Here is a 25,368-nt window from a genome sequence, read left to right on the forward strand (position 1 = left end):
GCGGAGGTGTCCGGGTGCCGCGGATCACGCAGAAGGACATCGCGCGTCTCGCGGGAGTCAGCCAGACGACGGTGTCGTTCGTGCTCAACGACAAGGGCGAGCAGCTCGCCCGGGTCCCGGAGGCGACGCGGGCGCGGATCCTCAAGGCGATCCAGGAGACGGGGTACGTCGCCGACCCCATCGCGCGCCGCCTCAAGCAGGTCGGCACCGGCATGATCGGCGTCTACACCTACGAGAGCCTGTTCCCGCTCGACCGCGAGGACTTCTTCCACCCGTTCCTCGCCGGCATCGAGGAGGAGGCGCAGAACCGCGACATCGACCTCCTCCTGCTGACCAGTGGTCGCGTCGGCGGCCGCCGCGGCGGCCTGAGCGGCGGCACCACCCGGCTGCGCCTGGCCGACTCCTGCATCCTCCTCGGGCAGCACATGCCCCGTGAGGAGCTCGAGTTCCTCAACGCGAGCGGCTTCTCCTTCGTCAGCGTCGGCCGCCGCGACGACGCCGGCGGGCCCGTGCCCTACGTGGCCGCCGACTACGCGTCGATCGTCCGCGAGCTGATCTCCTGCGCGCGCGCCCTCGGCCACACCCGCTTCGCCTACGCCGGCCACGGCGAGGGTGTCGAGTCGTACACCGACCGCATGGCCGGCGCGCGGTCCGAGCTCGGCGACGGCTTCCTCCACCTCGTCCCGGGGCCGGAGGCGTCGCCGCGGGAGTGGATCCGCCGGATCGCCGCCGAGGGCGTCACGGTCGTCCTCGCCGAGCAGGAGGAGCAGTTCGTCCTCCTGCAGGAGGCCGCCGAGGCCGAGGGGGTGGCGGTGCCGGGCGACCTGTCGCTGGTGTCGCTCTCCGGATCGGCCGACCGCACCGGCTGGCAGGCCGGCTTCGAGCTGCCCCGGCGCGACATGGGCCGCCGCGCCGTGCAGATCCTCATCGAGGGCGACCCCGCGCGACGGGAGCAGCAGCTCCTCCGCTGCACGCTCGTCGACGGCGCCTCCCTGGCCGCGGCCCCGGCCTGACCGCTCAGCCCTGAACGGCCGGCCGGGCTCAGCCCGAGTGGTGGCGCCCGATCGGCAGCACCAGCGGCGTCCGCGAGACCGGGTCCTCGATCACGCGCGACTCCATCCCGAACACCGCGCGCACCGTCTCCGGCGTCACCACCTCGGCGGGCGTGCCCGAGGCGTACAGGGCTCCGTCGCGCACGGCGACGAGGTGGTCGGCGTAGCGGGCGGCGAGGTTGAGGTCGTGCAGCACGATCACGATGGTCGTCCCGCGCGAGCGGTTGAGGTCGGTGAGCAGGTCGAGCACCTCGACCTGGTGCGACACGTCGAGGTAGGTCGTCGGCTCGTCCAGGAGGAGCACGTCGGTCCGCTGGGCGAGGGCCATCGCGATCCACACCCGCTGGCGCTGCCCGCCCGAGAGCTCGTCCACGGGGCGGTCGGCGAGCTCGAGCGTGCCGGTGTCGCGCAGCGCCTCCTCGACGATCGCGTCGTCGTCCGATCCGGACCCGCGGCCGAAGAGGCCCCGGTGCGGGTAGCGGCCCCGGGCGACCAGGTCCGAGACGGCGATCCCCTCCGGCGCGATCGGGGTCTGCGGCAGCAGCCCCACCTGCTGCGCGACCTGGCGCGTCGGGAGCCGGTGGATCGCGCGCCCGTCGAGCAGGACGCTCCCCGAGCGCGGGGTGATCAGCCGCGCCATCGCGCGCAGGAGCGTCGACTTGCCGCAGGCGTTCGCGCCGACGATCACCGTGATCCGGCCGGGCGGCACGGCGAGCGAGAGCCCGTCGACCACCACGCGCTCGTCGTAGGCGAGGGTGACCGCGTCGGCGGCGAGGGTGGGCGGGGCGTCGGTCACAGGGAGCCTCCGGAGCGGTTGCGGCGGGCGAGGAGCCAGAGCAGGAAGGGCGCGCCGAGGGCGCCGGTGACGACGCCGACCGGGAAGCGCGCGCCCGAGAACAGCGCGCCGACGACGTACTGGGCGAGCAGGTCGGCGGCGAGCACCACGACCGCGCCGACCAGGGCGGAGGGGATCAGCAGCGTGCGCGCGCTCGGCAGGACCCGCCGCGCGATCGGCCCCGAGACGAAGGCGACGAACGCGATCGGGCCGGTGGCGGCGGTCGCGACGGCCACGAGGCCGACTCCGACCGCGAGCAGGGCCAGCCGGCTGCGCCGCACGTCGAGCCCGAGCGCGGTCGCCGACTCGTCGCCGAGCTGCAGCACGCCGAGCCGGCCCGAGAGCAGCAGCGCCAGCGGCACCAGCACGAGCATCGTCAGCGCGAGCGGCGGGACGGAGGGCCAGGCGGCCGAGTTGAGGCTGCCGGTCAGCCAGCGCAGCGACTCCTGGACGTCCTCGAAATCGGCGCGGGTCTGCACGTAGGCGATCACGCTCTGGAACATCGCCGCGACGCCGATGCCGATGAGGATCAGCCGCGCCCCGATCACTCCGCCGCCCTCGGCCAGCCCGGCGATGATCAGAGCCGTCGCGAGCCCGGCCGCGACCGCGATCACCGAGACCGCGCCTCCCGAGAGCCCGAAGAACGCGATCGCGACGACGGCCGCCGCGCTCGCCCCCGAGGTGATGCCGATGATGTCGGGGCTGGCGAGGGCGTTGCGCAGCATCGTCTGGAAGATCACGCCGCCCATTCCGAAGCCCACGCCCACCAGGACGGCGGTGATCGTGCGCGGCAGCCGCAGCGTGCCCACGGTGAAGGAGGCGCCCGGCACGGTCTCGCCGAGGATCACGCGGACGACCTCCGGCACCGAGTAGACCGTGCTGCCGACCGTGAGCGAGACGACGACGAGCGCCAGCGCGAGCACCGCGAGGACCGCGCAGCCGATGACCGTGCGTTGACGGCGCAGCGTGCGGCCGGCCGCGATGCCGACCGCAGCGGGCGCCTCCGCGGTCCTCACAGCGCCCGCACCTTCGAGCGGCGCACGATCGCGATCAGCACCGGGGCGCCGATCAGCGCGGTCACGATGCCCACCTCGACGTCGCTCGGCCGGGCGACCACGCGGCCGACCACGTCGGCGACGAGCAGCAGCAGGGCGCCGAGCAGAGCGGAGGAGGGCAGCAGCCAGGCGTGCGCGGGGCCGGTGACGCGGCGGGCGAGGTGCGGGACGACCAGGCCGATGAATCCGATCGGTCCGGCGATCGCGGTCGCGGCGCCGCAGAGCAGCACGGCCGCGAGCCCCGCGACCAGGCGGATGCGCCCCACGCGCCGGCCGAGGCCGGTCGCCAGGTCGTCGCCGAGCGCCAGGGCGTCGAGCCCCCGCGCGCTGGACAGAGCCAGCACCGCGCCGACCGCGAGGAACGGGAGGACCTGCAGGATGCTCGCGGTCTCGGCGCCGCCGACTCCGCCGACCTGCCAGAAGCGGAAGCGGTTCAGCGTGGTCTCCTGGGTGAGCAGGACCGCGCTGATGAGGGAGGTGAGCGCGGCGGCGGTGGCGGCTCCGGCGAGGGCGAGCTTCAGCGGAGTGGCGCCCTCGCGGCCGAGCGAGGCGACCGCGTAGACGAACGCCCCGGCGGCGGCGGCTCCGAGGAACGCGAGCCAGATGAACTGCGGCAGGCTCGTCGCGCCGACCCCGGCGATCCCGAGCACGACCGCGAGCGAGGCGCCGGAGTTGAGGCCGAGGATGCCCGGATCGGCGAGCGGGTTGCGGGTCAGGCCCTGCATCACGGCTCCGGCGAGCCCGAGCGCGGCGCCGACCAGGATCGCGAGGACCGTCCGCGGCACCCGCCCCTGCACCGCTGCGTCGACGATGGACGCCGGATCGGGCGAGGTCAGCGCCGGCCAGACCTCGCCGAGCGGGATCTCGCGGGAGCCGTACACGAGCGAGAGGACCGACGCGACGGCCAGCGCGACGAGGGCGACCGCCAGCGCGGTCGCCCTCGTCTTCCGGGTGGGTGCGGTGCGGGTCACGACACCTTGTCGGCGGCCGCGGCGAGGCCGGCGGTGTACTCGTCGAGCACCCACGGGATGCTGAGCAGGTTCGGCGACGAGGTGGCCATGGCGGCGGAGGAGCCGTCCTCCAGAACGTAGACGGAGCCGCGCTCGACGGCCGGGATCTTGGAGAGCAGCGGGTCGGCCTGCAGTGCGGCGAGGGTCGTGTCGTCGCCGTAGACGACGAGCACGTCGGCGTCGAGCTGGTCGGCGTTCTCGGAGCTGATCGTGCCGCTGAACGCCTCCGAGTCGCCGGAGAGCTCGGCGACGCTCGGGGCGACGTCGAGTCCGAGGTCCTCGACGAACTTCACGCGCGCGTCGTTCGGCGTGTAGTAGGTGAAGGTGCTCGCGTCGGTCGGGTCGTACCAGCCGTACATGAACGTGGTGCCCGCGAGCTGCGGGTAGGACGCGGTGGTCTGCGTGATGTCGCTCTCGATCTCGCCGACCTTCGCGACGGCCTCGTCCTCGAGGCCCAGTGCGGCGCCGTCGAGTTTCGCGGAGTCCTGCCAGGTCGTGCCCCAGGGCAGGCCCGGGTAGGCGACGGTGGGGGCGATCTGGCTGAGGGTGTCGTAGTCCTGCCGGGTGATGCCGGAGTAGGCCGAGAGGATCACGGTCGGGCTGAGGTCCGAGATCGCCTCGAAGGGCACGCCGTCGGTCTCGTCGAACAGGGTCGGGGTCTCGGCGCCGGAGGCGTCGAGCGCCTCCTTCGTCCACACCAGCAGGCCGTCGCCGTCCTCGTCGCCGTAGGAGGCGCGGGTGAAGCCGACCGGGGTCACGCCCAGCGCGAGCGCCACGTCCTGGTTGGTCCAGCTCGTCGCGACGACGCGGTCGGCCGACTCGACGGTGGTGCTGCCGAAGGCGTGGTCGACGGTGACGGGGAAGCCCTCGCCGCTCTCGGCGGCGCTGCTCTCGGACGTGCCCTCGGAGCCGGCGCCGGCTCCTCCCGAGCAGGCGGTGAGCAGCAGCGCGGCGAGGCCGAGCGAGGCGACGGCGGTCAGGCGGAGGGGGGTGCGAGTGGCGGGCACGGCGATCCTTCGAAGGGGGTGGTGTGGGTTGCGAAGGTTAACCTAACCTAACCGCCTGGACGGGGCCAGTGGCCGGGGGGATCAGCGGCGGTGGGACGCGACCAGGCGGCGCAGGTGCTCGCGGGGAGCGTCGACGATCCGGACGGGGTCGTCGAGCACGAGCGTCGTGCGCTCGGATCCGTACTCGGGCCAGCCGGCGTCGCCCGTCGCCGCGAAGGCGGCCCAGCGCGACGAGACCTCGTCGCTGAGGCGCTGCGGGGCGGGCCCGATCGTGCCACGGGCGTCGTCGAGGCTGCGGAAGAGGAAGGGCAGCTCGAGGGAGTGGGTCGCGCCGCGGGAGTCGTCGGCGCGCCAGGCGAACAGGGCGGCGCGCGTCGATCCGGTCGCTGCGGCCCGGGCGTCGAGCAGCCGCAGACTCGGCTGCCGGTAGATCTCGTCGGCGAGGCACGCCTCCAGGGCCTCGGCGTCCGAGGGGGTGCGGCCCAGGTCGGCCGCCAGAGCCTCTCGATAGGCCCCCGCGTCCCCTCCCGGAAGCAGGTCGGCGACGTGCCGGTCGAGCTGTGCGCGCAGCTCGACGGAGTCGGGAGCCCGGAGGTCGACGGAGCCCGAGCCCTCGTTGACGTTCGTCGTCACGACGAGATCCACTCCGCTCGAGGCTCCCGCCGCGACGGCGGACACCGGGTCGCGGGTCAGCAAGCGGCCGTCGAGGCCCGCCCGGAACACGGCGACGGTGTTCGGACCCGCGGCCGAGCGGCGGGCGAGCAGGCGGTCCTGCGCCTGGATCAGGCGAGGCCAGGGCAGGTCGAGGAGCCGCTCCGGCGGCGCGCCGAGCAGGTCCAGCAGCTCCGCCGTCGCCTCCTCGCCGTACTCGCGGGACCCGACGCGCTCGGGGTTCGCGCTCTGCAGCACTGCTCGCGCGAAGAGGCCCTCGGCGCGGGGCGCTGCGAGCAGCATCGCGGCCGACGTCGCGCCGGCGGACTGGCCGGCCAGCGTGATCCGACCGGGGTCTCCTCCGAACGCCGCGATCTCGTCGCGGACCCACTCGAGCGCGGCGACGGTGTCGTGCAGGCCCGCGTTCGCGGAGTCGCGGTACTCGTGGCCGAGGAGGTGGTCCACGGTGAGGAATCCGAGCGCGCCGAGCCGGTGGCCGAGCGCCACGACGACGGTGCCGGTCCGGGCGGCGAGCCGTGCTCCGTCGCAGAAGGGCTCGGAGGGGGAGCCGGCGACGTGCAGCCCTCCGTGGATCCAGACGATCACCGGGCAGGCCTCGGCTGCCTCCGGCGTCCAGACGTTCACGGTCAGGCAGCCGGTCTCGCTTCCACCCGACGTCTGCGGAGCGCGCGGTCCGGGCTCCAGCGCCTCGCGCCGTCCGCTCCAGGCCTCGAGCGGCGGAGCCGGGAGGAAGCGCCGGGGGTCGCCCGCGTAGGGCACCCCGAGGAACGCGTGCGCCGCTCCGTCCGGCGTCTCGACGGTCCGCCCGAGCAGCCGGCCGGCGGAGACGACGGCCTCAGCCATCGCGCCCTCCGGGCTGCAGGAGCACCGGCCCGTGCCCGGGCGAGAGGGTGCTCTGCAGCACGAGGGAGGACGCTCCGACGGCGGCCGCGTCGCGCGGGTTGCTCGAGAGCTCGACCTCGATCGGGTGGGCCCGGCGGGCGAAGCGGCGCTCGTCGAGGCGGGCGCGGATCGCGCGGGTGTGGATCGATCCGGCGATGGCGACTCCGGGGCCGGTGAGGACCAGCTCGTCGAGGTCGAACAGGTTGGCCAGGATCAGAGCGCCGTCGGCCAGGTGCCCGGCCGCGCGCTCGATCAGGGCGAGGGCCGCCGGATGGCCGTTGATCGCCGCCAGGCTGAGCACGTCGAAGTCGCGGGCGTGCTCCTCGGCGCGGAAGGCGAGGTCGAGGTCGGCGAACGCGGCGCGGTCGGAGCGCGCCTCCTCCACGACCACCGTCGGCGAGGCGTACCGCTCGAGGCAGCCGACGTTGCCGCAGAAGCACTCGCGCCCGCCCGGCACGATCGTGACGTGGCCGATCTCGACCGCGTTCGAGCTCGCCCCGCGCAGCAGTGCGCCGTCGAGGACGACGCCGGCCCCGATGCCGGTGCCGACGTAGATGCTCCCGAAGGTGCGGTGCCGCGAGACGCCGCGGCTCCAGAACTCGCCGATCGCGGCGGCGGCGGCGTCGTTGTCGAGCAGGATCGGCGCGCCCAGACCGGCGCCGAGCTCCTGGCGGAGCGGGTGGTCGCGCCAGTGGTGCAGCGTCGGCGGGCCGAGGACGCGGCCCGCGGCCTGGTCGATCGGGCCGGGAGCGACGACCGCCACGCCCGCGATCGAGCCGCGGTCGATCCCGGTCCCGCGGATGAAGTCGTCGTAGGCCCGGACCAGGCGCGCGGTGACCTCCTCCGGGGAGGCGAGCGCGGCGCCGTCGATCTGCTGGCGTGCGATCACGCCTCCGCCCGTGTCGGTCGCGACCAGGGTGATCGACTCGAAGCCGAGCTGCAGGCCGATGGCGATCCTCGCCCGCGCGTTGATCTCGAGCAGCTGCCGCGGCTTGCCCCCGGTCGAGGTCGAGCCGGTCTGGCGGACGATGCCGTCGGTGAGGAGCTTGCGCACGATCATCGAGATGGCGGGCTGGGTGAGGCCGGTCGCGGCGGTCAGCTCGACGCGGCTGATCGGCCCGGAGGAGCGGATCAGGTCCACGACGAGGGCGCGGCTCCCGGGGGCCGCGGGTGTCGATTCGCGCCGTGCCATGCCGTCACCTCCCGTTCCGCTCGTCAGCGTACGGGACGGCTCCGGCGCCGATCGGCCCCCTACTCTGGACGGGCGACGAAGGGCGGTGGCGATGACGCGGACGAGACCGATCGGCCTGGCCCTGGTGCGGGCGACCGAGATCATGGGCGCGGAGCCGTACTTCCACGAGTTCATCGCCGGTGTCGAGCGGGCGGTCCGCCCCTCGGGCTACTCGGTGCTCCTCAACGTCCTGCCCGACGCCGACGCCGAGCTCGCGACCTATCGGCGGTGGAGCGAGGACGGCGAGGTGAGCGGCGTGATCCTGGTCGACCTCGAGGACGGGGATCCGCGGCCGGAGTTCGTGCGCGGCCTCGGCCTCCCCGCCGTCGTGATCGGCCCGCCGAGCGCCGCCGTCGGCTTCCGCGCGGTGTGGACGGACGACGACAACGCGATGCGCGCGGCCGTCGACTTCCTCGCCGGTCAGGGCCACTCCCGGCTCGGCCGCGTCGCCGGACCCGCGGAGCTGCTGCACACGCGCATCCGCGAGGAGACGTTCGCGCAGGAGTGCGCGCGGCACGGAGTGTCCGGACCGACGGCCGGGGGCGACTACTCGCGGGCCTCCGGGGCCCGAGCTCTGGCGGCCCTGCTCGACGGCGACGAGCGGCCGACGGCGGTCGTCTTCGACAGCGACCTGATGGCGCTCGGCGGACTCGACGAGGCCCGCGATCGCGGTCTCGTCGTCCCGGGCGAGCTCTCGCTCCTCGCCTGGGACGACTCCGCGCAGTGCCAGCTCAGCGAGCCCCCGCTCTCGGCGGTCTCGCACGACGTGCAGGTCATCGGGATGCTCGCCGGCCGGGAGCTCCTGGCCGGAATCGCGGGTGGCGAGAGCCGCGCGATCAGCAGCCCTGCCGTCGTGATCGTCCCGCGCGGATCCACGGGCGCGCCGGCGGCCTGAGCATCTCCGACCGCCGGTCGACGGCCGTCACCACGCCCCGCGTGCTCGCACTGCCGTCTCGATTCGTTACATAAATTATTTACTTTTGATATTGACCTCGACGGGGAGGACAGGGGAGTCTGTCCGAGGACCGGCCGACGAGGGCGGGGCGACGAGCCCCGATCCCGAGAGCGGAACGACGCGAGCCGGTCCTCCACCCCGGTCGAAGGAGCCCTGGAACACACATGACCCGTGCCGCAGCACCGCCCGCCCCGAGGCGCTCCCGCCTCCGCTCGGCCCTCGCCGGCGGAGCGATCGCCGCCGTCGTCGCCTCGACCCTCGTCGCGACCGCGTCCTCCGCCCAGGCCGCCCAGGCCGCGCCGGCCGACTGGACCAGCGCCAACACCGCGTTCGTCCAGCGCGACGGCAGCGCCCTCACCCTCGACGGCGAGCGCTTCCGTGCCAGCGGGACGAACATCTACTGGCTCGGCCTCGACGAGAACGTCGGCGGGATCGACTACCCGACCTACTTCCGCATCAAGGACGCCCTCGACACGGCGGCCGGGCTCGGTGTCACCGTCGTGCGCTCGCACATGATGACGTCGACCAGCCAGGACGACGCCGACCCGCTCGCGCTGATGCCGCGGCTCGGCGAGTACAACGAGGAGGCGTTCCGCACCATCGACTTCGCGGTCGCCTACGCGGGCACTCTCGGCATCCGCCTGGTGCTGCCGCTCACCGACCAGTGGGAGTACTACCACGGCGGTCACCGCGACTTCACGACTCCGCTCGGCCTCGAGTCGGACGACTTCTACACCGACCCGGCCGCGATCGCGGCATACCAGGACTACGTCGACCACGTGCTCGACCACACGAACACGATCACCGGGACGCGCTTCGTCGACGACCCGACGATCATGGCGTGGGAGCTGGGCAACGAGCTCGAGGGCATGACCCGCGAGTGGATCGACGCCCAGGTCGCGCACCTGAAGGAGAAGGCCCCGGAGCAGCTCGTCGCCGCCGGCCGCCGCTTCGACATCGATCCCGACACCCTCGCGTCGCCGGACCTCGACATCGTCGACGTCCACTACTACCCGCCGACCGCCGAGCGGGTCTCGGCCGACGCGCGGACCGTCGCGGACGCGGGCAAGGTCTACATCGCGGGGGAGTACGCCTCGACGGCCGCCTCCGCCACGCTGCTCGACGCGGCCGCGGCCGACCGGAACGTCTCGGGCATGTTCTTCTGGTCGCTGTTCGGGAACAACGACCGCGGGGGCTTCGTCCCGCACGACGACGGCTTCACCCTCCACTACCCGGGCGATTCGGCGCGGGAGCGGGAGAGCGTGGACGCGGTCGAGCGCTACAGCGCGGCCGTCGGCAGCACGCCCGGCCGGCACGAGCTCGGCGCCCCGCTCGTCACGGCCCTCGACCAGGTGTACGGCATCACCACCGTCTCGTGGCGCGGGACCGCGGGAGCGCAGGGCTATCTCGTGCAGCGCTCGGTCGACGGCGGTGCCTGGAGCGACGTGACCGACGGCGCCGTCTCCGCCTCCGCCTCCCCGGTCACCGAATACGACTCGCCCGACGGAGCGCGCTACCGCGTGGTCGCGGTCGGCGAGGGCGATCGCCCCGGCCCCGCCTCCGACCCCGTGACCGCGCCCGAGGCCGGCACGGTGCTCGTCGACCCGCTGCAGACCTGGACCCTCAGCTCGGCACACGAGAACGCGCGGCTCGAGCCGACGCCGGCCGGCGGAGTCGTCGCCGCGACGGGCGCTGCGAGCATCACCTGGCAGCGCGACGGCGTGACCGCCGCCGAGTTCCTCCTCTCGGACCCCTCGGCCGCGACCGTCTCGACGAGCACCGACGGGACGACCTGGACTCCGGCCGCGACCACGGTCGACGGCGGCGCCCTCCGGGCGGTCGGCCTCGACGGCGACGCCGTCCGCCTCTCCTGGAGCGGCAGCGCCACCCTCGAGCGCGCCACCGTCACGAGCGCGGCGGAGGCGGTGGCCCTCGCGGACCCGCTCGACGACTTCTCGAAGGTGTCGGCCCGCACGGGCAGCCTCGCGATCGACTCCGGCTCGCCCGCGCAGTTCGGCGGAGACGTCTCCCGCGTGAAACGCGAGAGCACCGATCCGGCGAGCCTCACCTGGAGCTTCGACGACATCAGCGGCGCCGACGTGACGGCCTGGTACTGGCCCGACCAGCCGGTCGCCCCGCTCACCGTGGAGGGCTCGGCCGACGGCGCGACGTGGGCGCCGATCGCGGTCGACACCCGCGGCGGCACCGGGAACTGGAAGCAGTACACGCTGTCGGTGCGCGGCCTCTCCGGCGTGAACCAGCTGCGCGTCTCGTGGCCGCAGGGCCCGGGCGAGGCGTGGACGCCGCAGATCGGCTCCGTGAACCTCTTCTCGCCGAACGCCGCTCCGCTCGGCGCCCCGGCCGCCCCCGCGCTCGTCGCGCCGGCCGCCGGCGCCGACGGGATCACCGCGACCCCCGCGTTCTCATGGGAGCCCGCCGCCGACGCCGCGTTCTACCGCTTCACCCTCTCGGCATCGGAGGACCTCTCCGACCCGATCGTGGAGACGACCGGGCTCACCGCGACCACCGTCCGCCCGGACGTCGACCTCGCCCCCGAGACGCGCTACTCCTGGCAGGTGACCGCCGTGAACGGCGTCGGCTCCACCGTGTCCGAGGTCCGCTCGTTCGAGACCTCGGCCGTGCCGACGGAGCCCGTCGTGGTCGACGACTTCGAGGGCTACGCCGACGACGCGGCGGTCCGCGAGGCCTACGTCCGGAACAGCGGGGGCGGCACCATCGCGCCGACGCTGGTGCCCTCCGGCGCCGGCAGCGCCGCGCGCTTCGACTACGACACGGGCACGGCCGGCTACGCGGGCGTCGTGAAGACGTTCGATGCTCCGCAGAACTGGTGGGGCTACTCCGGGCTGACCCTCGACGTGGACGCCGCGGCCCCGTTCTCGGTGCAGTTCGTCGCGAACGGCGCCTACTGGGAGGCCTCCGTCACCCCGGCGACGGAGGGGCCGACCGTCGTCCCCTTCTCAGCCTTCGCTCCGCCGTCGTGGGCCCCGGAGGCCGATCTCGACCTGACCTCGGTGACCCAGTACGCCCTCTACGTGAACGGATCGGGGACCGGAGTCCTCACCGTCGACGACGTGGCGACGGTGGTCGCCGCCGGGCCCGCCCCGACGCCGACGCCGACCACTCCGCCCACGACGACGCCGACCACCCCGCCGACGACGACGCCCACCGCACCGCCGACGACTCCCACCGCGCCGCCGACGGCCGGACCCTCGCCCCACCCCCACGTGCCGTCGTGGCTGGAGTCGCTGGTGCGCCAGTACCTCCCGACGATCCGGCACTGGTGGCAGGCCCGTCACTGACCTCCGTCCCGCACCCACTGCACTCACCGTCGCACCGCGACGCCCTACCGAGGAGAACACCCGTGCAACGACCCACCAGAAACCGCAGGACCACGCTGATCGGCATCGTCGCCGTCGCCGTCACGTCCTCCCTCGCGCTCGCCGGCTGCTCCGGCGGATCGGCGGGGAACGACTCCGGCGAGCCGGCCGGCGAGATCACTGTGCTGACCAACCGCACCGACCTGGTCGACACGACCTTCGCCGACTACGCGACGACGTTCGAGGGGAAGTACCCCGGGACGACCGTGAAGTTCGAGGCCCTGACCGACTACGAGGGCGACACCAAGATCCGCCTGAACTCGAAGGACTACGGCGACGTGCTGCTCATCCCGAGCTCCAACGTCACCAAGGACGACTACTCCGACTACTTCGAGCCGCTGGGCTCGACGGAGGAGCTGTCGAAGACCTACCGCTTCACCAACGAGGGCTCGTTCGACGGCACCGCCTACGGAGTCTCGACCTTCGGCTCGGCCATGGGCTACGTGTTCAACCGCGACGTCTGGACCGCGGCGGGCATCACCGACCCGCCCGCCACGGAGGAGGAGTACCTCGCCGACCTCGAGAAGATCAAGGCCGACGGCGTCGTCCCCTATTACACGAACTACAAGGACGGGTGGCCCCTCGCGACGATCGAGGGCAACCTCGGCACGGTGCAGGGGGCGGACGTCCGCACCGAGATGATCGCGGACGACGCGCCCTGGACCGAGGGCAACGACCAGTACAACATCGACGGCCTGCTCTACGACACGGTCGCGCAGGGCCTCAGCGAGGCGGACCCGACCACCACGAACTGGGAGGAGTCGAAGGACCTCCTCGCGAGCGGGGAGATCGGCTCGATGGTGCTCGGCTCCTGGGCCGTCTCGCAGATGCAGGACGCGGCCGAGAAGGCCGGGAAGTCCCGCGACGTCATCGGCTTCTGGCCGATGCCGTGGGCGCAGGACGGGACCTTCACCTCGGTGACCGCCTCGGACAAGTTCCTCGCGATCAACAAGAACTCGGACAACAAGGCCACCGCCCGCGCGTGGATCGACTGGTTCACGAACGAGTCCGGCTACGCCGAGAGCCAGGGCGCGATCAGCCCCGTGATCAGCGACCCCGCTCCCGACACCCTCGCGGACTTCGACGCGCTCGGCGTGCAGTACCTCGAGCTCGCCCCGGACCCGGTCGGCAAGGAGGCGGTCATCAACGACATCGCCAACGAGGCCGAGATCGACCTGTTCGGCAACGCCTACCGCCAGGAGCTGATCGACGCCGCGCGCGGTGCGGGCGCCGGCGACAAGGAGTCGCTGTTCGCCGACCTCAACTCGCGCTGGGCCGCGGCCCGCGCCGACGTCGCCGAGTAGTCCCCGCGGGCGGCCGCCTCCCGCGGCCGCCCGCCCCCTCCGGAGCTCCACAGCTCCTGCACCCCCGAACGACGGAAGGATCGACCATGGCGATCACCGACGCTCCGCCCATCGAGGTCGGAGCGAGCAAGCGGATCCGGCCCCGCCGCCGGCAGCGCCTCACCGGCAGGCGCATCACCCCCTGGCTCTTCCTGGCGGTCCCGCTGGCGTTCCTGGTCGTGCTGACGTACATCCCGGTCGCGAACATGTTCTGGTACAGCGTCACCGACTGGGACGGCCTGGACCCCGACAAGACCTTCGTCGGCCTCGAGAACTACGTCGAGATCTTCACCCGGCCCGAGATCTTCCGCGTCTTCTTCGTCAGCCTGTTCTACCTCGCCGGCGCGATCGCGCAGCTCGGCCTCGCCCTCTTCTTCGCGACGCTGCTGAGCTTCCGCACCCGGTTCCGCAACTTCTTCAAGGGCGTCATCTTCTTCCCCTACCTGATCAACGGCGTCGCCATCGGGCTGATGTTCCTCTACTTCTTCCGTCCGGACGGCACGCTCGACGCGGTGCTCGGCGTCTTCGGCGTGCAGGACACCCCGCAGTGGCTCGGCGACCCCTCCGTCGTCAACGTGTCCCTCGCGGCCACCTCGGTCTGGCGCTACATGGGGCTGAATTTCGTGCTGTTCCTCGGTGCGATCCAGTCGGTCCCGGAGGAGCAGTACGAGGCGGCGGATCTCGACGGCGCGAGCGCGTTCGACAAGTTCCGCTACATCATCGTGCCGAGCATCCGGCGCATCCTCGGGCTGTCCTTCATCCTCGCGATCGCCGGGGCGCTCTCGGCCTTCGAGATGCCCTACATCATGACCGGCGGCGCGAACGGGTCCGAGACCTTCGTGATCCAGACCGTCGACACCGCCTTCCGCTACTCCAAGGTCGGCCTCGCGTCGGCGATGGCCGTGGTGCTGCTGGCGATCGTGCTGATCATCACGGCCGTGCAGCGGCGCGTGTTCCCCGACGAGAAGGCGAGCCAGGAATGACCAGCACCCAGCAGCGCCCCCCGGCGGTCACCGGTCTCCCGGTGACGCGGCAGGCGGCCGTGAAGGAGCGGCGCACCCGCCGGTCGGCGGGATCCGTCCTCGGCTCGATCGGGAAGTACGGCTCGCTGATCGTGGCCTGCCTCTTCGCTCTCGTGCCGATCGTCACGATCGTGATGCTCGCGTTCAAGACCTCGGCGGAGTACCGGGGCACCGGACCGCTCACGCCGCCCTCGAACTGGTTCAACCTCGAGAACTTCGCCATCGCCTTCACGCAGGGCGGGATGGTCACCGGGTTCCTCAACACCGGGATCATCCTCGTCGTCTCGATCGTGGGCACCGTGCTGATCGGCACGATGGCCGCCTACGCGATCGACCGGTTCCGCTTCCGCGGGCGGAGCCTGGTGACCGGGCTCTTCCTGCTCGCGACGCTGGTCCCGTCCGTCACCACGCAGGTGGCGACGTTCCAGGTGATCAACGCCCTCGACCTCTTCAACACCCGCTGGTCGGCGATCCTGCTGTTCACGGGCACCGACATCGTCGCGATCTACATCTTCCTGCAGTTCATGCAGTCGATCCCGGTCTCGCTGGACGAGGCCGCGATGCTCGACGGAGCGAGCCGCTTCACCGTGTACTGGCGGATCGTGCTCCCGCTGCTGAAGCCCGCGATCGCGACCGTGGTGATCATCAAGGGCATCGCGGTCTACAACGAGTTCTACATCCCCTTCCTCTACATGCCCTCCCGCGACCTCGGCGTGATCTCGACCTCCCTCTTCCGCTTCATGGGCCCGTTCGGGGCCCAGTGGGAGGTCATCGCGGCGGGCACGATCCTGGTGATCGTGCCGACCCTCGTCGCCTTCCTCTTCCTCCAGCGCTTCATCTACAACGGACTGACCTCAGGAGCCACGAAGTGACCCACACCATCGACACCGACAGCCGGGCGACCACCGCGGCCACCCGCCGCCTGCACGAGGGCTGGAGCGTCCGCGCGACCCGCGGGCCCGTCCCCGCCGAGCTCGTCGCCGCCGTCGTCCCCGCGGTCGTGCCCGGCCTGGTGCACACCGACCTGCTCGCCGCGGGTCTGATCCCCGACCCCTATCTCGACCAGAACGAGAAGAAGGTCACCTGGATCGGCGAGACGGACTGGGAGTACTCCTCCTCGTTCGACTGGGCCCCCGACGGCCGCGACGTGCACGAGCTCGTCTTCGAGGGCCTGGACACGGTGGCCGTCGTCACGCTGAACGGGCGCGAGATCGCCCGCACCCGCAACCAGCACCGCACCTACCGGATCCGCGTCGACGAGGCTCTGCAGGAGGGGGCGAACGAGCTGGTCGTCGCCTTCGCCTCGCCCGTCGCCGAGGCCGACCGAGCGAGCCTCGAGATCGGCTACCGGCCGCACACCTACTCCCACCCCTTCAACGCCCTGCGGAAGGCCGCCTGCAACTTCGGCTGGGACTGGGGGCTGGACGCCGCCTCCGCCGGCATCTGGAAGCCGGTGACCCTCCATGCCTGGAGCGGTGCGCGCCTCGCCTCGGTGCGCCCCGTGGTCACGGTCGACGGGACGACCGGCCGCGTCGAGCTGCACGTGGGGCTCGACCGGGCCTCGGACGCCGAGGTGGAGGTGCGCGCCTCCGTCGCCGGCGCGGAGGCCGTGGCGAGCGTCCCCGGTGGCGAGCGCACCGCGGTCCTCCACCTCGAGGCGGCCGAGGTGGCCCTGTGGTGGCCGCGGGGCTTCGGCGGGCAGCCGCTCCACGACCTCGAGGTCGCGCTCCTGCAGGGCGGAGCCGTCATCGACGAGCGCTCCCAGCGGATCGGCTTCCGGACCCTGGAGGTGCAGCTCGACCGCGACGACGAGGGCACCTCGTTCCGCTTCGTCGTCAACGGCGAGCCCGTCTGGATCCGCGGAGCCAACTGGATCCCGGACGACGCCTTCATCACCCGGGTCGACCGCGAGCGCCTCGCCCGCAGGATGGACCAGGCCGAGTCCGCGAACCTCAACCTCCTCCGCATCTGGGGCGGCGGCTACTTCGAGTCCGACGACTTCTACGACCTCTGCGACGAGCGCGGCATCCTCGTCTGGCAGGACTTCCTCTTCGCCTGCGCGGCCTACGCGGAGGAGGAGCCGCTCCGCAGCGAGGTCGAGGCGGAGGTCCGCGACAACGTCACGCGGATCATGCCGCACCCGAGCCTCGCGCTCTGGAACGGCAACAACGAGAACATCTGGGGCTTCGAGGAGTGGGGCTGGGAGAAGCGCCTCCAGGGCCGCACCTGGGGCCTGGGCTACTACCTCGATCTGCTCCCGCGCCTGGTCGCCGAGCTCGACCCGGCGCGCTCGTACACGCCCGGGAGCCCCTGGTCGGGCGACCCGCAGATCTTCGCGAACGACCTCGACCACGGCTCCGTGCACCTCTGGGAGCTGTGGAACCGCGTCGACTACCCCGCCTACCGGGACGCCCACGCGCGATTCGTCGCCGAGTTCGGCTGGCAGGGGCCGGCGTCGTGGTCGACCATCCAGCGCTCGATCTCGGACTCGCCGCTGACTCCCGAGTCGCCCGGGATGATCCACCACCAGAAGGCGACCGACGGCAACGACAAGCTGACCGACGGTCTCGTCGCTCACCTCCCGCTGCCCGACGACACGGAGGACTGGCACTGGGCGATGTCGCTCAACCAGGCGCTCGCGGTGACGCTCGCGATCGAGCACCAGCGCTCCGAGAGCCCGCGCTGCATGGGCTCGATCGTCTGGCAGCTCAACGACTGCTGGCCGGTCACCTCGTGGGCCGCGGTGGACGGCGACGGCACCGCCAAGCCGCTCCTCTACGCGCTCAAGCACGTCTTCGAGGACCGTCTGCTCACCGTGCAGCCGCGCGGGGAGGGGCTCGCCGTGGTCGCCGTGGGCGACTCCCCCGAGGAGTGGGCCGGCGAGTGCGTCGTGCGCCGCCTGGCGTTCGACGGGACGGTGCTGGCGGAGGAGCGGCAGGAGCTCGCGGTCGGGGCGCGCTCGGTGCGCACCCTGCCGATCGGGTCCGGCGTGGCGACGCCCGAGGACGCCGCCGCCGAGCTGCTCGTCGTCGACTTCGCCGGGACGCGCGCGTTCTGGTTCTTCGCCGAGTACCGCGACTCCGCCCTGGAGGCCGCGCGCCTGCGCACGAGCGCCGCCCCCGTCGAGGGCGGAGTGCAGGTGACCGTCACCGCCGAGAACCTCGTGCGCGACGTCACCCTCCTGGTCGACAAAGTGGACCCGTCCGCCGTCGTCGACGACCAGCTGGTCACGCTGCTGCCGGGCGAGAGCGTCGTCTTCACGGTGCGCGGCTCCGGTCTCGACACCGAGGCGCTGGTGTCGCCGAGCGTGCTGCGCACGGCCAACCAGCTCGTCGCCGACTGGGCCTGATCCGCGGTGAGCACGCAGCCCGCCCTGGCCGTCGACGTCGGCGGCACGAAGATCGAGACCGCCCTCGTCGACGCCGGGGGCGGGCTCGTGCCCGGCACGCGGCACCGGCGCGCGACCGGCCCCGCCCTGACTCCTGAGGAGTTCGAGCGGGCGCTCGCGGAGTGCGTCGCCGCCTCGACGGCCGGGGCGGACGTCGTCGGCGTCGGCGCCGGATCCGCGGGGCCGATCGACCTCGACGGCGGCCGGATCCGACCGAAGAACCTCCCGCTGCTCCACGGCGTCCCGCTCCGGGAGGCGCTCGAGCGGCTCGTGCCCGGTCGGCCGGTCGAGCTGCGCCTCGACGGGACCTGCATCGCCCTCGCCGAGCACTGGTACGGGGCCAACCGGGGCGCCGTCTCCTCGGTGAGCCTCGTCGTGTCGACCGGGATCGGCGGCGGGATCGTCCTCGACGGCCGGGTGCTGGCGGGCCGCTCCGGCAACGCCGGCCACCTGGGCCAGGTGCACGTCGCCGACGCCGACCCCGAGGAGGGGAGCGACGGGACGCTCGAGAGCATCGCCTCCGGACCGAGCACCGTCGCCTGGGCCCGGCGCCGGGGCTTCGCCGGGAGCACCGGGGAGGAGCTCGGGCGCGCGGCCGCGGACGGCGACGCCGTGGCCCTGTCCGCGGTCCGCCGCTCCGCCGAGGCCGTCGGCACGGCGATCGCGGGCGCGGCGACCCTGCTCGACGTGCACGACTTCGCCGTCGGCGGCGGTTTCGCGGGCGTGACCCGCGACTACCTCCACCTCGTGCAGGCGAGCGCCCGGGAGCACGCTGTCCTGGACTACGCCCGCGGTCTCGACGTCCGCCCGTCCGGGCTCGGGGGGGGAGGGGCCTCTGATCGGCGCGGCCGCCCTGATCCTCCGATCGACGGCGGCGGCGCGCGAGCCCGCCCTCGTGCCGTGAGCGGCATCTCCTCCGAGCATCCGCTCCGCTCGGCCCTGCGCCCGTCGCGGCACCGGGTCGTCGGGGCGGCGCTCGCCTACGTCGTCAAGGACAGCCCGCTGTGGATCCTGCCGCTCGTCACCGCCGCCGTGGTCGACGCCCTCGTCGACGGCCGGTCGCCATCGGCGCTCGTCGTGCCGGCCGCGGCCGCCGCGGCGACGATCCTCGCGAACATCGGGGCGAACGCGGTCTACGTGCGGCTCTCCTCGTCCGCCGTCCGCGCGCTGGGCCTGCGGCTGCGGGAGGCGCTCGCCGAGCGGCTGCAGAGCCTCTCGCTCGACTACCACTCGCGAGGCAGCGCCTCCATCGCCCAGACGAAGGTGGTGCGCGACGTCGAGAACCTCGAGCTGATGCTGCAGCAGGCCTTCGGGCCGGTGCTGACAGCGCTGGTGGTGCTCGTCGGAGCCGGAGTGGCGACGGGCACGAGGGTGCCGCAGTTCCTGCTGGTGTTCGCGCTGACCGTCCCGGTCGCGGCCGCACTCGTGCTCTGGCTCCGTCGGCGGACAGCGGCCGGCAACGAGGCGTTCCGGCGCCACGTCGAGACGATGTCCGGCACCGTCGGCGAGATGTCCGCGCTCCTCGAGGTCACCCGCGCCCACGGCCTCGAGAAGGTCTCGGTCCAGCGGGTGGTGGAGGCAGCCCGCCGCGTCGAGCGGGCGGGCGTCGCCCTCGACCGCCTGAACGGGCGCTTCGGGGCGCTGTCGTGGAGCAGCTACCAGCTCATCACGCTCGGCTCGCTCTTCGGCGCAGCCGTCATCGCGATGACGGGCGTCCTGCCGGTGACGGTCGGCGAGGTCGTGCTGCTGAGCTCCTACTTCGCGCTGCTCACCGGGACGATCACGGCGGCGTTCCAGACTGCTCCGCTGGTCACCCGCGGCCTCGAGTCGCGCCGCTCGATCGCCGAGGTCCTGGCGGACCCCGACGTGGAGCACAACGAGGGCGAGCCGGTCGTCGACGCCCTCGCCGGAGGAGTCGAGCTCGACCGGGTGAGCGTCGACTACGGCGACCGGCGCGTGCTGCACGACGTGTCGCTCCGGATCGCCCCGGGGGAGACCGTGGCCTTCGTCGGCCCCTCCGGCTCGGGGAAGTCGACGCTGACCCGGGTGGTCCTCGGATTCGTCCGCCCCTCGCAGGGCCGCGTGCTGCTCGACGGCCGTGACATCGCCGCCCTCGACATGCGCACGGCCCGCCGCTTCGTCTCGGTCGTGCCGCAGGAGTCGGTGCTCTTCCGCGGCAGCATCCGCGACAACGTGCTCTACGGGACAGCGGACCCCGACGACCACCGGCTCGAGGCGGCGCTGCGGCGGCGAACGCGGAGTTCGTCCTCGAGCTGCCCGACGGCTGGGACACGGTCGTGGGGGAGCGGGGCGCCCTGCTGTCGGGAGGCCAGCGCCAGCGCCTCGCGATCGCGCGGGCCCTGATCCGCGACCCCCGTCTGCTCGTGCTCGACGAGGCGACCGCCGCACTCGATCCGCGCACCGAGCGCGAGGTCCGGCTCGCCCTCGAGCGGCTGCGCGAGGGGCGCACGACGCTGATCGTCGCCCACCGCCTGAGCACCGTCCGCACGGCCGACCGGATCGTGGTGCTCAGCGAGGGGCGCGTCGTGGAGCAGGGGACGCACGATGAGCTGCTCGCGACGGGCGGCGCGTACGCCGCGCTGCACGCGACGGCCTGAGCGGGCCGCCGCCGCGTCCATCCGTCGTCCGCGGCCCGTGCCCTCCGCCGGGACGGGCCGCTGCTGACGGATCGATCGCGGGTGCGGCCCAGCGGGAGCATCGTTAGCGTGGAGGTCCGCGCCGATCGCCGGCGCCGAGGGGAGCCCCATGGACCAGACCGTCGAGATCGACGCCCGGGCGGAGGCCCTGCGCGCCGACCCCGAGAGCTTCGCCGCGATGGACGCGCTCTGGCGCAGCGTCTACGCCCTGCCGATGTGGTGCTTCATCGCGCGGGGGCCGGACGACGCGCCCACCCCCTTCGTCGGCGGCCTGGAGTCGGGGCCGATGGTCTTCGCCTTCACCACGGGGGAGCGGGCGCGCGCCGGGGCGCTGCACGCCGGCCTCTCCGACGAGGACGCGTCGCGCGTGCTGAAGGTGCCGATGCCGGCCGCGCTCGAGTGGATCGCGGCGATGGGATCCTCCGGAGTCGCGGGAGTGGTCTTCGACCTGCCCCGCTTCGGGTACTTCGCGCCCCTCCAGAACCTGCTGCCGATGCGCGACTTCATGGCGGCGAACCCGCCGGCCTGAGCCCTGCCCCGTCGAGACCAGCGGATCCGCCGGTACCAGCTGATCCGGTGGTTGTCGCCGCCCCGAACTGGTCACTGGACGACACCCGAGGATGGTGGGCCGGAGGCGCGCCCGTCCTCCGAGGACGAGGCCGGGAGACGCCGAGGGGGAAGCTGCACTACGACGGATCGGTCGAGATCGACGTCGAGGACCGGGTGCTCGCCCACCTGCAGATCGTCCTCACCGCGAAGCTGCGCCGGGGGGAGTCGTGCCTGCTCACCTGGCGCGACGAGAACGGGATGAGCGACGGCCGCAGCGCGATCTGGCTGCACCCCTCGCACACGCTCCGCTACACCTACGCCGGCGGCCGCATGCCCCGCATCAACCCCGCCTGGATCGCGGCGCTCACCGATCTCGCGAACTCCGCCGGCGGCCTCCGCTTCGTCCCCGAGCCGCCGGAGCCCGTGCATCCCCCCGGCGGGAGCGCTCGCCGGTGACCGGCGGCCGGCCCCGTGCCCGGCCTCGGGCTCAGCAGCCGGAGTCGGCGGCGTCCGCGTCGAGCGCCGCCGCGGTGCCGAGCGCGATCAGCGACTGATCCGTCGCGACCGCGACCCTCGGGAAGCCGAGCGCTCGCAGCAGCCCGGCGCGCTCGCGGTCGCCCGCGTAGGCCCCGGCACCCTTGCCCGCGCGCCGGGCCGCCGCGGCGATCCTCGGCAGCGGGTCGTCGGGCCCGTCGGCCGCGAGCAGGTCGGACAGGTCCCGTCCGAGGCCGATCGCGAGGTCGAACGGGCCGACGAAGACTCCGCTCACGCCCGGCACCGCGAGGATCCGATCGACGGCGTCGAGGCCGGCCTGCGTCTCGATCATGACCCAGAGCGCGGTGCGCGCCTCGGCGGCCGACGGGGGAGCGGCGCCCCAGAGATCGGACATCGGCCCCCAGCTGCGTCGGCCGAGCGGCGGGTAGTGCGCGGCGCTGACGGCCGCGAGCGCCTCCTCGACCGTCTCGATCATCGGGACGACGACGACGTCCGCTCCGGCGTCGAGCGCCCTGCCGATCAGCGCGTCGGAGAGTCCGGCGACCCGGACGCCGACGGGCGGCCTCCCGCTCACGGCGTCGAGCACGCGAAGGGAGGCGAGGACCGCGGCGTCGTCGAACGCGCCGTGCTGCGCGTCCAGGCACAGCCACGCGGGCCCGCCGCGAGCGATCTGCGCGACCGTCAGCGGCTCCCCGAGCCGGCACCACACCCCGTCGGCACGTCCGTCTCCGAGAACCCGTTCCGCATCCACGGGTCCGATCCTCGCGCACGCGGGGCCGACGTGCTCGCCGGAACGCCTACCCCAGATGGGGTAGACGTCCAGAGACTCGTCGGAGCGGTTCTCCGCGCCGTCCGCGGGTTCTCGGGGCTGGTCGCCCCTCCGCCCGGCCTGAGAGTCTTGACGACCTTTGTTCACGGTAACAAGCTGGCGCCACTCACACGACGATCCGGTCGCCCGGTGATGTTGTCGCGCACGAGCGCGGCAAGGGCGATCGTTCAGCGGCTGCAGAGCTGCAGCCTTCAGAGAGGGAATCCAATGGTGGATCAGGACAAGCCGGGTACGGGACGTCGCAGCTTCCTGCAGGTCAGCGGGCTGGGTGCGGCTGCGGCCGTCGCCGCAGGAGTCGGCGGACTCGCCCCCGCAGCGAGTGCCGCTCCCGGAGGTGTCGCGGCAGCCGCTGCGATCGCCGCCGCCGCTCGGATGGCGACGGCGAGCAGGCCCGGGAAGGTGCCGCTGGACGGCGCCGACATCCGGAACACGTACATCAATCCCATCAACCTGTCGTTCATGGAGGTCGCGAAGGCCCCCCGCCCGCTGGCGCCGACGGAGGAGGGCGTGGCGGACTCCTCCGGCATGCCCGCGGTGCTCGCCAAGGAGACCTGGGTCGAGGCCGATGGGCGCGCCCTGGTCCGGGCGGCCAAGCGCGGGCTGCAGGTGCTCACGGAGAACGGCTACCGCACGGCGGCGGACTTCTCGCCGGTCGCCATCGGCGACACGGTCTACGTCTACGCCTCGGGCAACATCTCGGGGACTCCCGAGAGCAAGGCCGTGTGGTCGACGAAGGACTACATCACGTGGGAGCACCACGACATGAACCTGGGCCTCACGGCCCCGTCGGTGGTCAACGTCGGCGCGAAGTTCTACATGATCGGCAACAACAGCCCGGTGTACACCGCTGACTCCCCGACCGGGCCCTGGAGCGAGCTCGGCGGATTCGTCAAGCGCGACGGCACGCCGCTGGCGACGGGGGACATGCAGTTCTTCCTCGACACCGACGGCCGCCTGTACCTCACCTACAACATCGGCGCGCCCATCATGGGCGTCGAGCTCGACGCGAACGACCCGCGGAAGATCCTCACCGATCCCGTCGTCCTCTGGGACTTCGATCCCGCGCAGGAGTGGCTGCACTTCGGCGACAACAAGCAGCACTCGACCCAGGGCTGGGTCGAGGGCTCGCAGATGTTCAAGATCGGCTCGACCTACTACCTCTCCGTCGCGGCCGGTGGAACCGAGCACACCACCTACGCGACCGGAGTGATGTCCTCGAAGTCGCCGCTGAGCGGCTACACGATGCAGGCGGCGAACCCGATCGGGCAGGCCCTCGGCAACTCGGCCGACTACCCCAACGCCGGCCACGGCGGCTTCGTGGTCGACAAGGCCGGGCACCTGCTGTTCTTCTACTCCTACGTCATCGCGTACGAGCAGGGCTTCGAGCGCCGCCTCGGAATGGACATCTGCACGGTCGAGAAGGACGGCACGATCAGCTGCCGGCTCTCCAACACGCCTCGCCTGGCCCCGGGTCGCGAGGTCGGAGGGAAGGACGATCTCGGCCTCTACAACCTCAGCACGATGACGAACGCCTACTGGGCCAGCAGCTTCTCCCCCGGCCGCACGCCCTACTACGCCGGCGACCGCACGCTGGCGACCTGGTGGCAGCCCGCCGCCGACGACGCGAACCCGACGTACATCATGGGCTTCGCCAGCGCGTTCCACATCTCGGCCCTGCAGATCCACTGGAAGGAGATCGGCTTCGACTTCACCAAGAACAACGCGATCCGCTACACGCTCGAGTACCGCGACATCGACGCCAACACCTGGAAGATGCTGGTCGATCGGAGCGGGAACACCACGCCCTACACGGCCGAGTACCAGACCTTCGACCGGACCTTCACCCACGCCGTCCGGCTCAGGCTCCTCGGCACGACCGAGAACACGCCCGTCGGCATCGCGCAGCTCAACGTCTTCGGCGAGAACTACACGCTGGCGAAGCAGAAGGGCCTCTTCGCCCTGACCCCGCCGCCGGTGCGCCCGCTGAAGGTCGACCTCACCGCGAAGCTGACGACGGTCGGGAACAAGCCGCGGATCACGGTCGCCGTCAAGAACAACGAGGCGGTGCCGATCGACGTCGCGTTCAACACCGACTACGGCTCGAAGGAGTTCAAGAAGGTGCAGCCCGGCAAGTCGGCCACGGTGGCCTTCACGGCTCCCCGCAGCGTCACCGCTGCGGCGGGCGAGGCGAGCGTCGTGGTCACCGCGGTGATCGACGGGAAGACCGTCACGGAGACCAAGACCGTGACCTACCCCGCGCTCACCAAGGGCTGATCCGGCCCCTGCGGTGAGGAGCCCGGTCGACCTCGGTCGCCCGGGCTCCTTCCCGTTCCCGTGATCACCGTCCGGAGCGGAGGTCGGCGACCGCTCCGAGACGGTGCGCCAGGGCGACGAGCCCCGCGCGGTCGTGCGAGCCGAGCTTCCTCATCGCGTTCCGCACGTGGGTCTTCACCGTCGCCGACGAGATGTCGAGCCGCCGCCCGATCTCGTCGTTCGTGAGTCCCAGGGCGGCCAGCCGGACGATGCCCAGCTCGCGCGGCGTGAGGTCGATGTCGTCCAGCGTCGGTGCGCCCCGCTCCGCCGGCTCCCTCCGGGCGACACGGCGCGAGACCGGGGCCCGGCCGCGGGCCACGGCGTGGATCGCCTGGACCAGAGCGTCCGTCGAGAAGCCCTTCCCGATGAAGCCGTCCGCTCCGGCCGCCCGGCAGGCGCGCGCCACCTCGGCCTCCTCGAAGGTCGTGACCACGAGGACGCGCGTCTCCGACGGACCCGGCAGCGCCTTGATCCGCACCGTCGCCTCCACCCCGGAGAGGCCGGGCATGCGCACGTCCATCAGCACGACGTGCGGACGGAGCGCGGCGACCTGCTGGACGGCCTCGATCCCGTTCCTCGCCTCGCCCACGACCACCACGTCCGGACGGGGCGCCAGCAGTGCGCGCAGTCCCGCTCGGATCAGGTCCTGGTCGTCCGCGAGGACCACCCGTACCG

At 72.8% G+C, this 25,368-nt stretch carries 20 protein-coding genes; 12 read left to right on the forward strand and 8 right to left on the reverse strand.

Features of this window, described 5'->3' with window-relative positions; translation table 11 throughout:
* Positions 1-14: 14 nt before the first annotated feature.
* Entirely contained in the window at positions 15-1,013 is a 999-nt protein-coding gene (locus GSU40_RS01725) for a LacI family DNA-binding transcriptional regulator (RefSeq protein WP_160033282.1), read from the forward strand.
* 28 nt (positions 1,014-1,041) lie between these two features.
* Here GSU40_RS01725 and GSU40_RS01730 read toward each other — a convergent pair whose 3' ends face one another.
* From GSU40_RS01730 to GSU40_RS01755, 6 genes are all read right to left on the reverse strand, one after another.
* Complete coding sequence (locus GSU40_RS01730) at positions 1,042-1,848, reverse strand: ABC transporter ATP-binding protein (RefSeq protein ID WP_104224308.1); 807 nt, start codon at positions 1,846-1,848, stop codon at positions 1,042-1,044.
* Positions 1,845-2,903 carry an iron chelate uptake ABC transporter family permease subunit gene (locus GSU40_RS01735; protein WP_160033284.1) on the reverse strand — a complete coding sequence of 353 codons (1,059 nt, stop codon included), beginning with the start codon at positions 2,901-2,903 and terminating at the stop codon, positions 1,845-1,847. The genes GSU40_RS01730 and GSU40_RS01735 overlap by 4 nt, the downstream gene beginning before the upstream one ends.
* Positions 2,900-3,913, reverse strand: a complete 1,014-nt coding sequence (locus tag GSU40_RS01740; protein ID WP_104224306.1) for an iron ABC transporter permease — start codon at positions 3,911-3,913, stop codon at positions 2,900-2,902. The genes GSU40_RS01735 and GSU40_RS01740 overlap by 4 nt, the downstream gene beginning before the upstream one ends.
* Positions 3,910-4,959, reverse strand: coding sequence for an iron-siderophore ABC transporter substrate-binding protein (locus tag GSU40_RS01745; RefSeq protein WP_160033286.1), 1,050 nt, complete (start codon positions 4,957-4,959; stop codon positions 3,910-3,912). Before GSU40_RS01745 ends, GSU40_RS01740 begins: the two co-directional genes overlap by 4 nt.
* An 81-nt stretch (positions 4,960-5,040) precedes the next feature.
* On the reverse strand, positions 5,041-6,474 hold the full coding sequence (locus GSU40_RS01750) for a carboxylesterase family protein (protein WP_160033288.1): 1,434 nt from the start codon (positions 6,472-6,474) through the stop codon (positions 5,041-5,043).
* Positions 6,467-7,705 carry an ROK family transcriptional regulator gene (locus GSU40_RS01755; RefSeq protein WP_104234022.1) on the reverse strand — a complete coding sequence of 413 codons (1,239 nt, stop codon included), beginning with the start codon at positions 7,703-7,705 and terminating at the stop codon, positions 6,467-6,469. Before GSU40_RS01755 ends, GSU40_RS01750 begins: the two co-directional genes overlap by 8 nt.
* Positions 7,706-7,796: 91 nt before the next feature.
* Between GSU40_RS01755 and GSU40_RS01760 the strand changes: the two genes are divergently transcribed.
* The 10 genes from GSU40_RS01760 (at position 7,797) to GSU40_RS01810 (ending at position 21,512) form a co-directional block, all read left to right on the forward strand.
* Complete coding sequence (locus GSU40_RS01760) at positions 7,797-8,639, forward strand: substrate-binding domain-containing protein (protein ID WP_208543346.1); 843 nt, start codon at positions 7,797-7,799, stop codon at positions 8,637-8,639.
* 224 nt (positions 8,640-8,863) lie between these two features.
* On the forward strand, positions 8,864-12,019 hold the full coding sequence (locus GSU40_RS01765) for a carbohydrate binding domain-containing protein (RefSeq protein ID WP_160033290.1): 3,156 nt from the start codon (positions 8,864-8,866) through the stop codon (positions 12,017-12,019).
* Between the two features lie 62 nt (positions 12,020-12,081).
* On the forward strand, positions 12,082-13,401 hold the full coding sequence (locus GSU40_RS01770) for an ABC transporter substrate-binding protein (protein ID WP_104234024.1): 1,320 nt from the start codon (positions 12,082-12,084) through the stop codon (positions 13,399-13,401).
* An 86-nt stretch (positions 13,402-13,487) separates the two neighbouring features.
* Entirely contained in the window at positions 13,488-14,423 is a 936-nt protein-coding gene (locus GSU40_RS01775) for a sugar ABC transporter permease (protein ID WP_104234025.1), read from the forward strand.
* Positions 14,420-15,334 (forward strand): carbohydrate ABC transporter permease, encoded by a 915-nt coding sequence (locus GSU40_RS01780; RefSeq protein WP_104255948.1) that lies wholly within the window; start codon positions 14,420-14,422, stop codon positions 15,332-15,334. Before GSU40_RS01775 ends, GSU40_RS01780 begins: the two co-directional genes overlap by 4 nt.
* Complete coding sequence (locus tag GSU40_RS01785) at positions 15,331-17,811, forward strand: glycoside hydrolase family 2 protein (protein WP_244229557.1); 2,481 nt, start codon at positions 15,331-15,333, stop codon at positions 17,809-17,811. Before GSU40_RS01780 ends, GSU40_RS01785 begins: the two co-directional genes overlap by 4 nt.
* Positions 17,812-17,817: 6 nt before the next feature.
* Positions 17,818-20,214, forward strand: a complete 2,397-nt coding sequence (locus GSU40_RS17010) for an ROK family protein (protein ID WP_279630836.1) — start codon at positions 17,818-17,820, stop codon at positions 20,212-20,214.
* Positions 20,148-20,468 carry an ATP-binding cassette domain-containing protein gene (locus GSU40_RS17140; protein ID WP_208543347.1) on the forward strand — a complete coding sequence of 107 codons (321 nt, stop codon included), beginning with the start codon at positions 20,148-20,150 and terminating at the stop codon, positions 20,466-20,468. The genes GSU40_RS17010 and GSU40_RS17140 overlap by 67 nt, the downstream gene beginning before the upstream one ends.
* Before the next feature lie 148 nt (positions 20,469-20,616).
* A complete protein-coding gene (locus GSU40_RS01805; RefSeq protein WP_104224305.1) occupies positions 20,617-21,036 on the forward strand; it encodes a hypothetical protein in 420 nt (139 codons plus the stop codon).
* A gap of 47 nt (positions 21,037-21,083) precedes the next feature.
* A complete protein-coding gene (locus GSU40_RS01810; RefSeq protein ID WP_348271955.1) occupies positions 21,084-21,512 on the forward strand; it encodes an ATP-dependent DNA ligase in 429 nt (142 codons plus the stop codon).
* Positions 21,513-21,543: 31 nt separating this feature from the next.
* Here the strand turns inward: GSU40_RS01810 and GSU40_RS01815 are convergent, their stop codons facing one another.
* Positions 21,544-22,302 (reverse strand): aldolase/citrate lyase family protein, encoded by a 759-nt coding sequence (locus GSU40_RS01815; protein WP_160033294.1) that lies wholly within the window; start codon positions 22,300-22,302, stop codon positions 21,544-21,546.
* Positions 22,303-22,587: 285 nt separating this feature from the next.
* Here GSU40_RS01815 and GSU40_RS01820 point away from each other — a divergent pair, with 285 nt between their 5' ends.
* Positions 22,588-24,654 (forward strand): family 43 glycosylhydrolase, encoded by a 2,067-nt coding sequence (locus GSU40_RS01820; protein WP_160033296.1) that lies wholly within the window; start codon positions 22,588-22,590, stop codon positions 24,652-24,654.
* A gap of 64 nt (positions 24,655-24,718) precedes the next feature.
* On the opposite strand, the gene GSU40_RS01825 is transcribed toward GSU40_RS01820, so the two are convergent.
* Entirely contained in the window at positions 24,719-25,360 is a 642-nt protein-coding gene (locus GSU40_RS01825; protein ID WP_244229558.1) for a response regulator transcription factor, read from the reverse strand.
* Between the last annotated feature and the right edge of the window lie 8 nt (positions 25,361-25,368).

The sequence above is a fragment of the Rathayibacter sp. VKM Ac-2805 genome (assembly GCF_009834265.1).
Lineage (GTDB): Bacteria > Actinomycetota > Actinomycetes > Actinomycetales > Microbacteriaceae > Rathayibacter.

What these genes read in the sequence shown, in the direction of transcription:
- GSU40_RS01750 (WP_160033288.1), bottom strand. Translation starts at nt 6,474, where the DNA reads ATGGCTGAGGCCGTCGTCTCCGCCGGCCGGCTGCTCGGGCGGACCGTC.
- GSU40_RS01780 (WP_104255948.1), top strand. Translation starts at nt 14,420, where the DNA reads ATGACCAGCACCCAGCAGCGCCCCCCGGCGGTCACCGGTCTCCCGGTG.
- GSU40_RS01755 (WP_104234022.1), bottom strand. Translation starts at nt 7,705, where the DNA reads ATGGCACGGCGCGAATCGACACCCGCGGCCCCCGGGAGCCGCGCCCTC.
- GSU40_RS01760 (WP_208543346.1), top strand. Translation starts at nt 7,797, where the DNA reads ATGACGCGGACGAGACCGATCGGCCTGGCCCTGGTGCGGGCGACCGAG.
- GSU40_RS01775 (WP_104234025.1), top strand. Translation starts at nt 13,488, where the DNA reads ATGGCGATCACCGACGCTCCGCCCATCGAGGTCGGAGCGAGCAAGCGG.
- GSU40_RS01805 (WP_104224305.1), top strand. Translation starts at nt 20,617, where the DNA reads ATGGACCAGACCGTCGAGATCGACGCCCGGGCGGAGGCCCTGCGCGCC.
- GSU40_RS01765 (WP_160033290.1), top strand. Translation starts at nt 8,864, where the DNA reads ATGACCCGTGCCGCAGCACCGCCCGCCCCGAGGCGCTCCCGCCTCCGC.
- GSU40_RS01820 (WP_160033296.1), top strand. Translation starts at nt 22,588, where the DNA reads ATGGTGGATCAGGACAAGCCGGGTACGGGACGTCGCAGCTTCCTGCAG.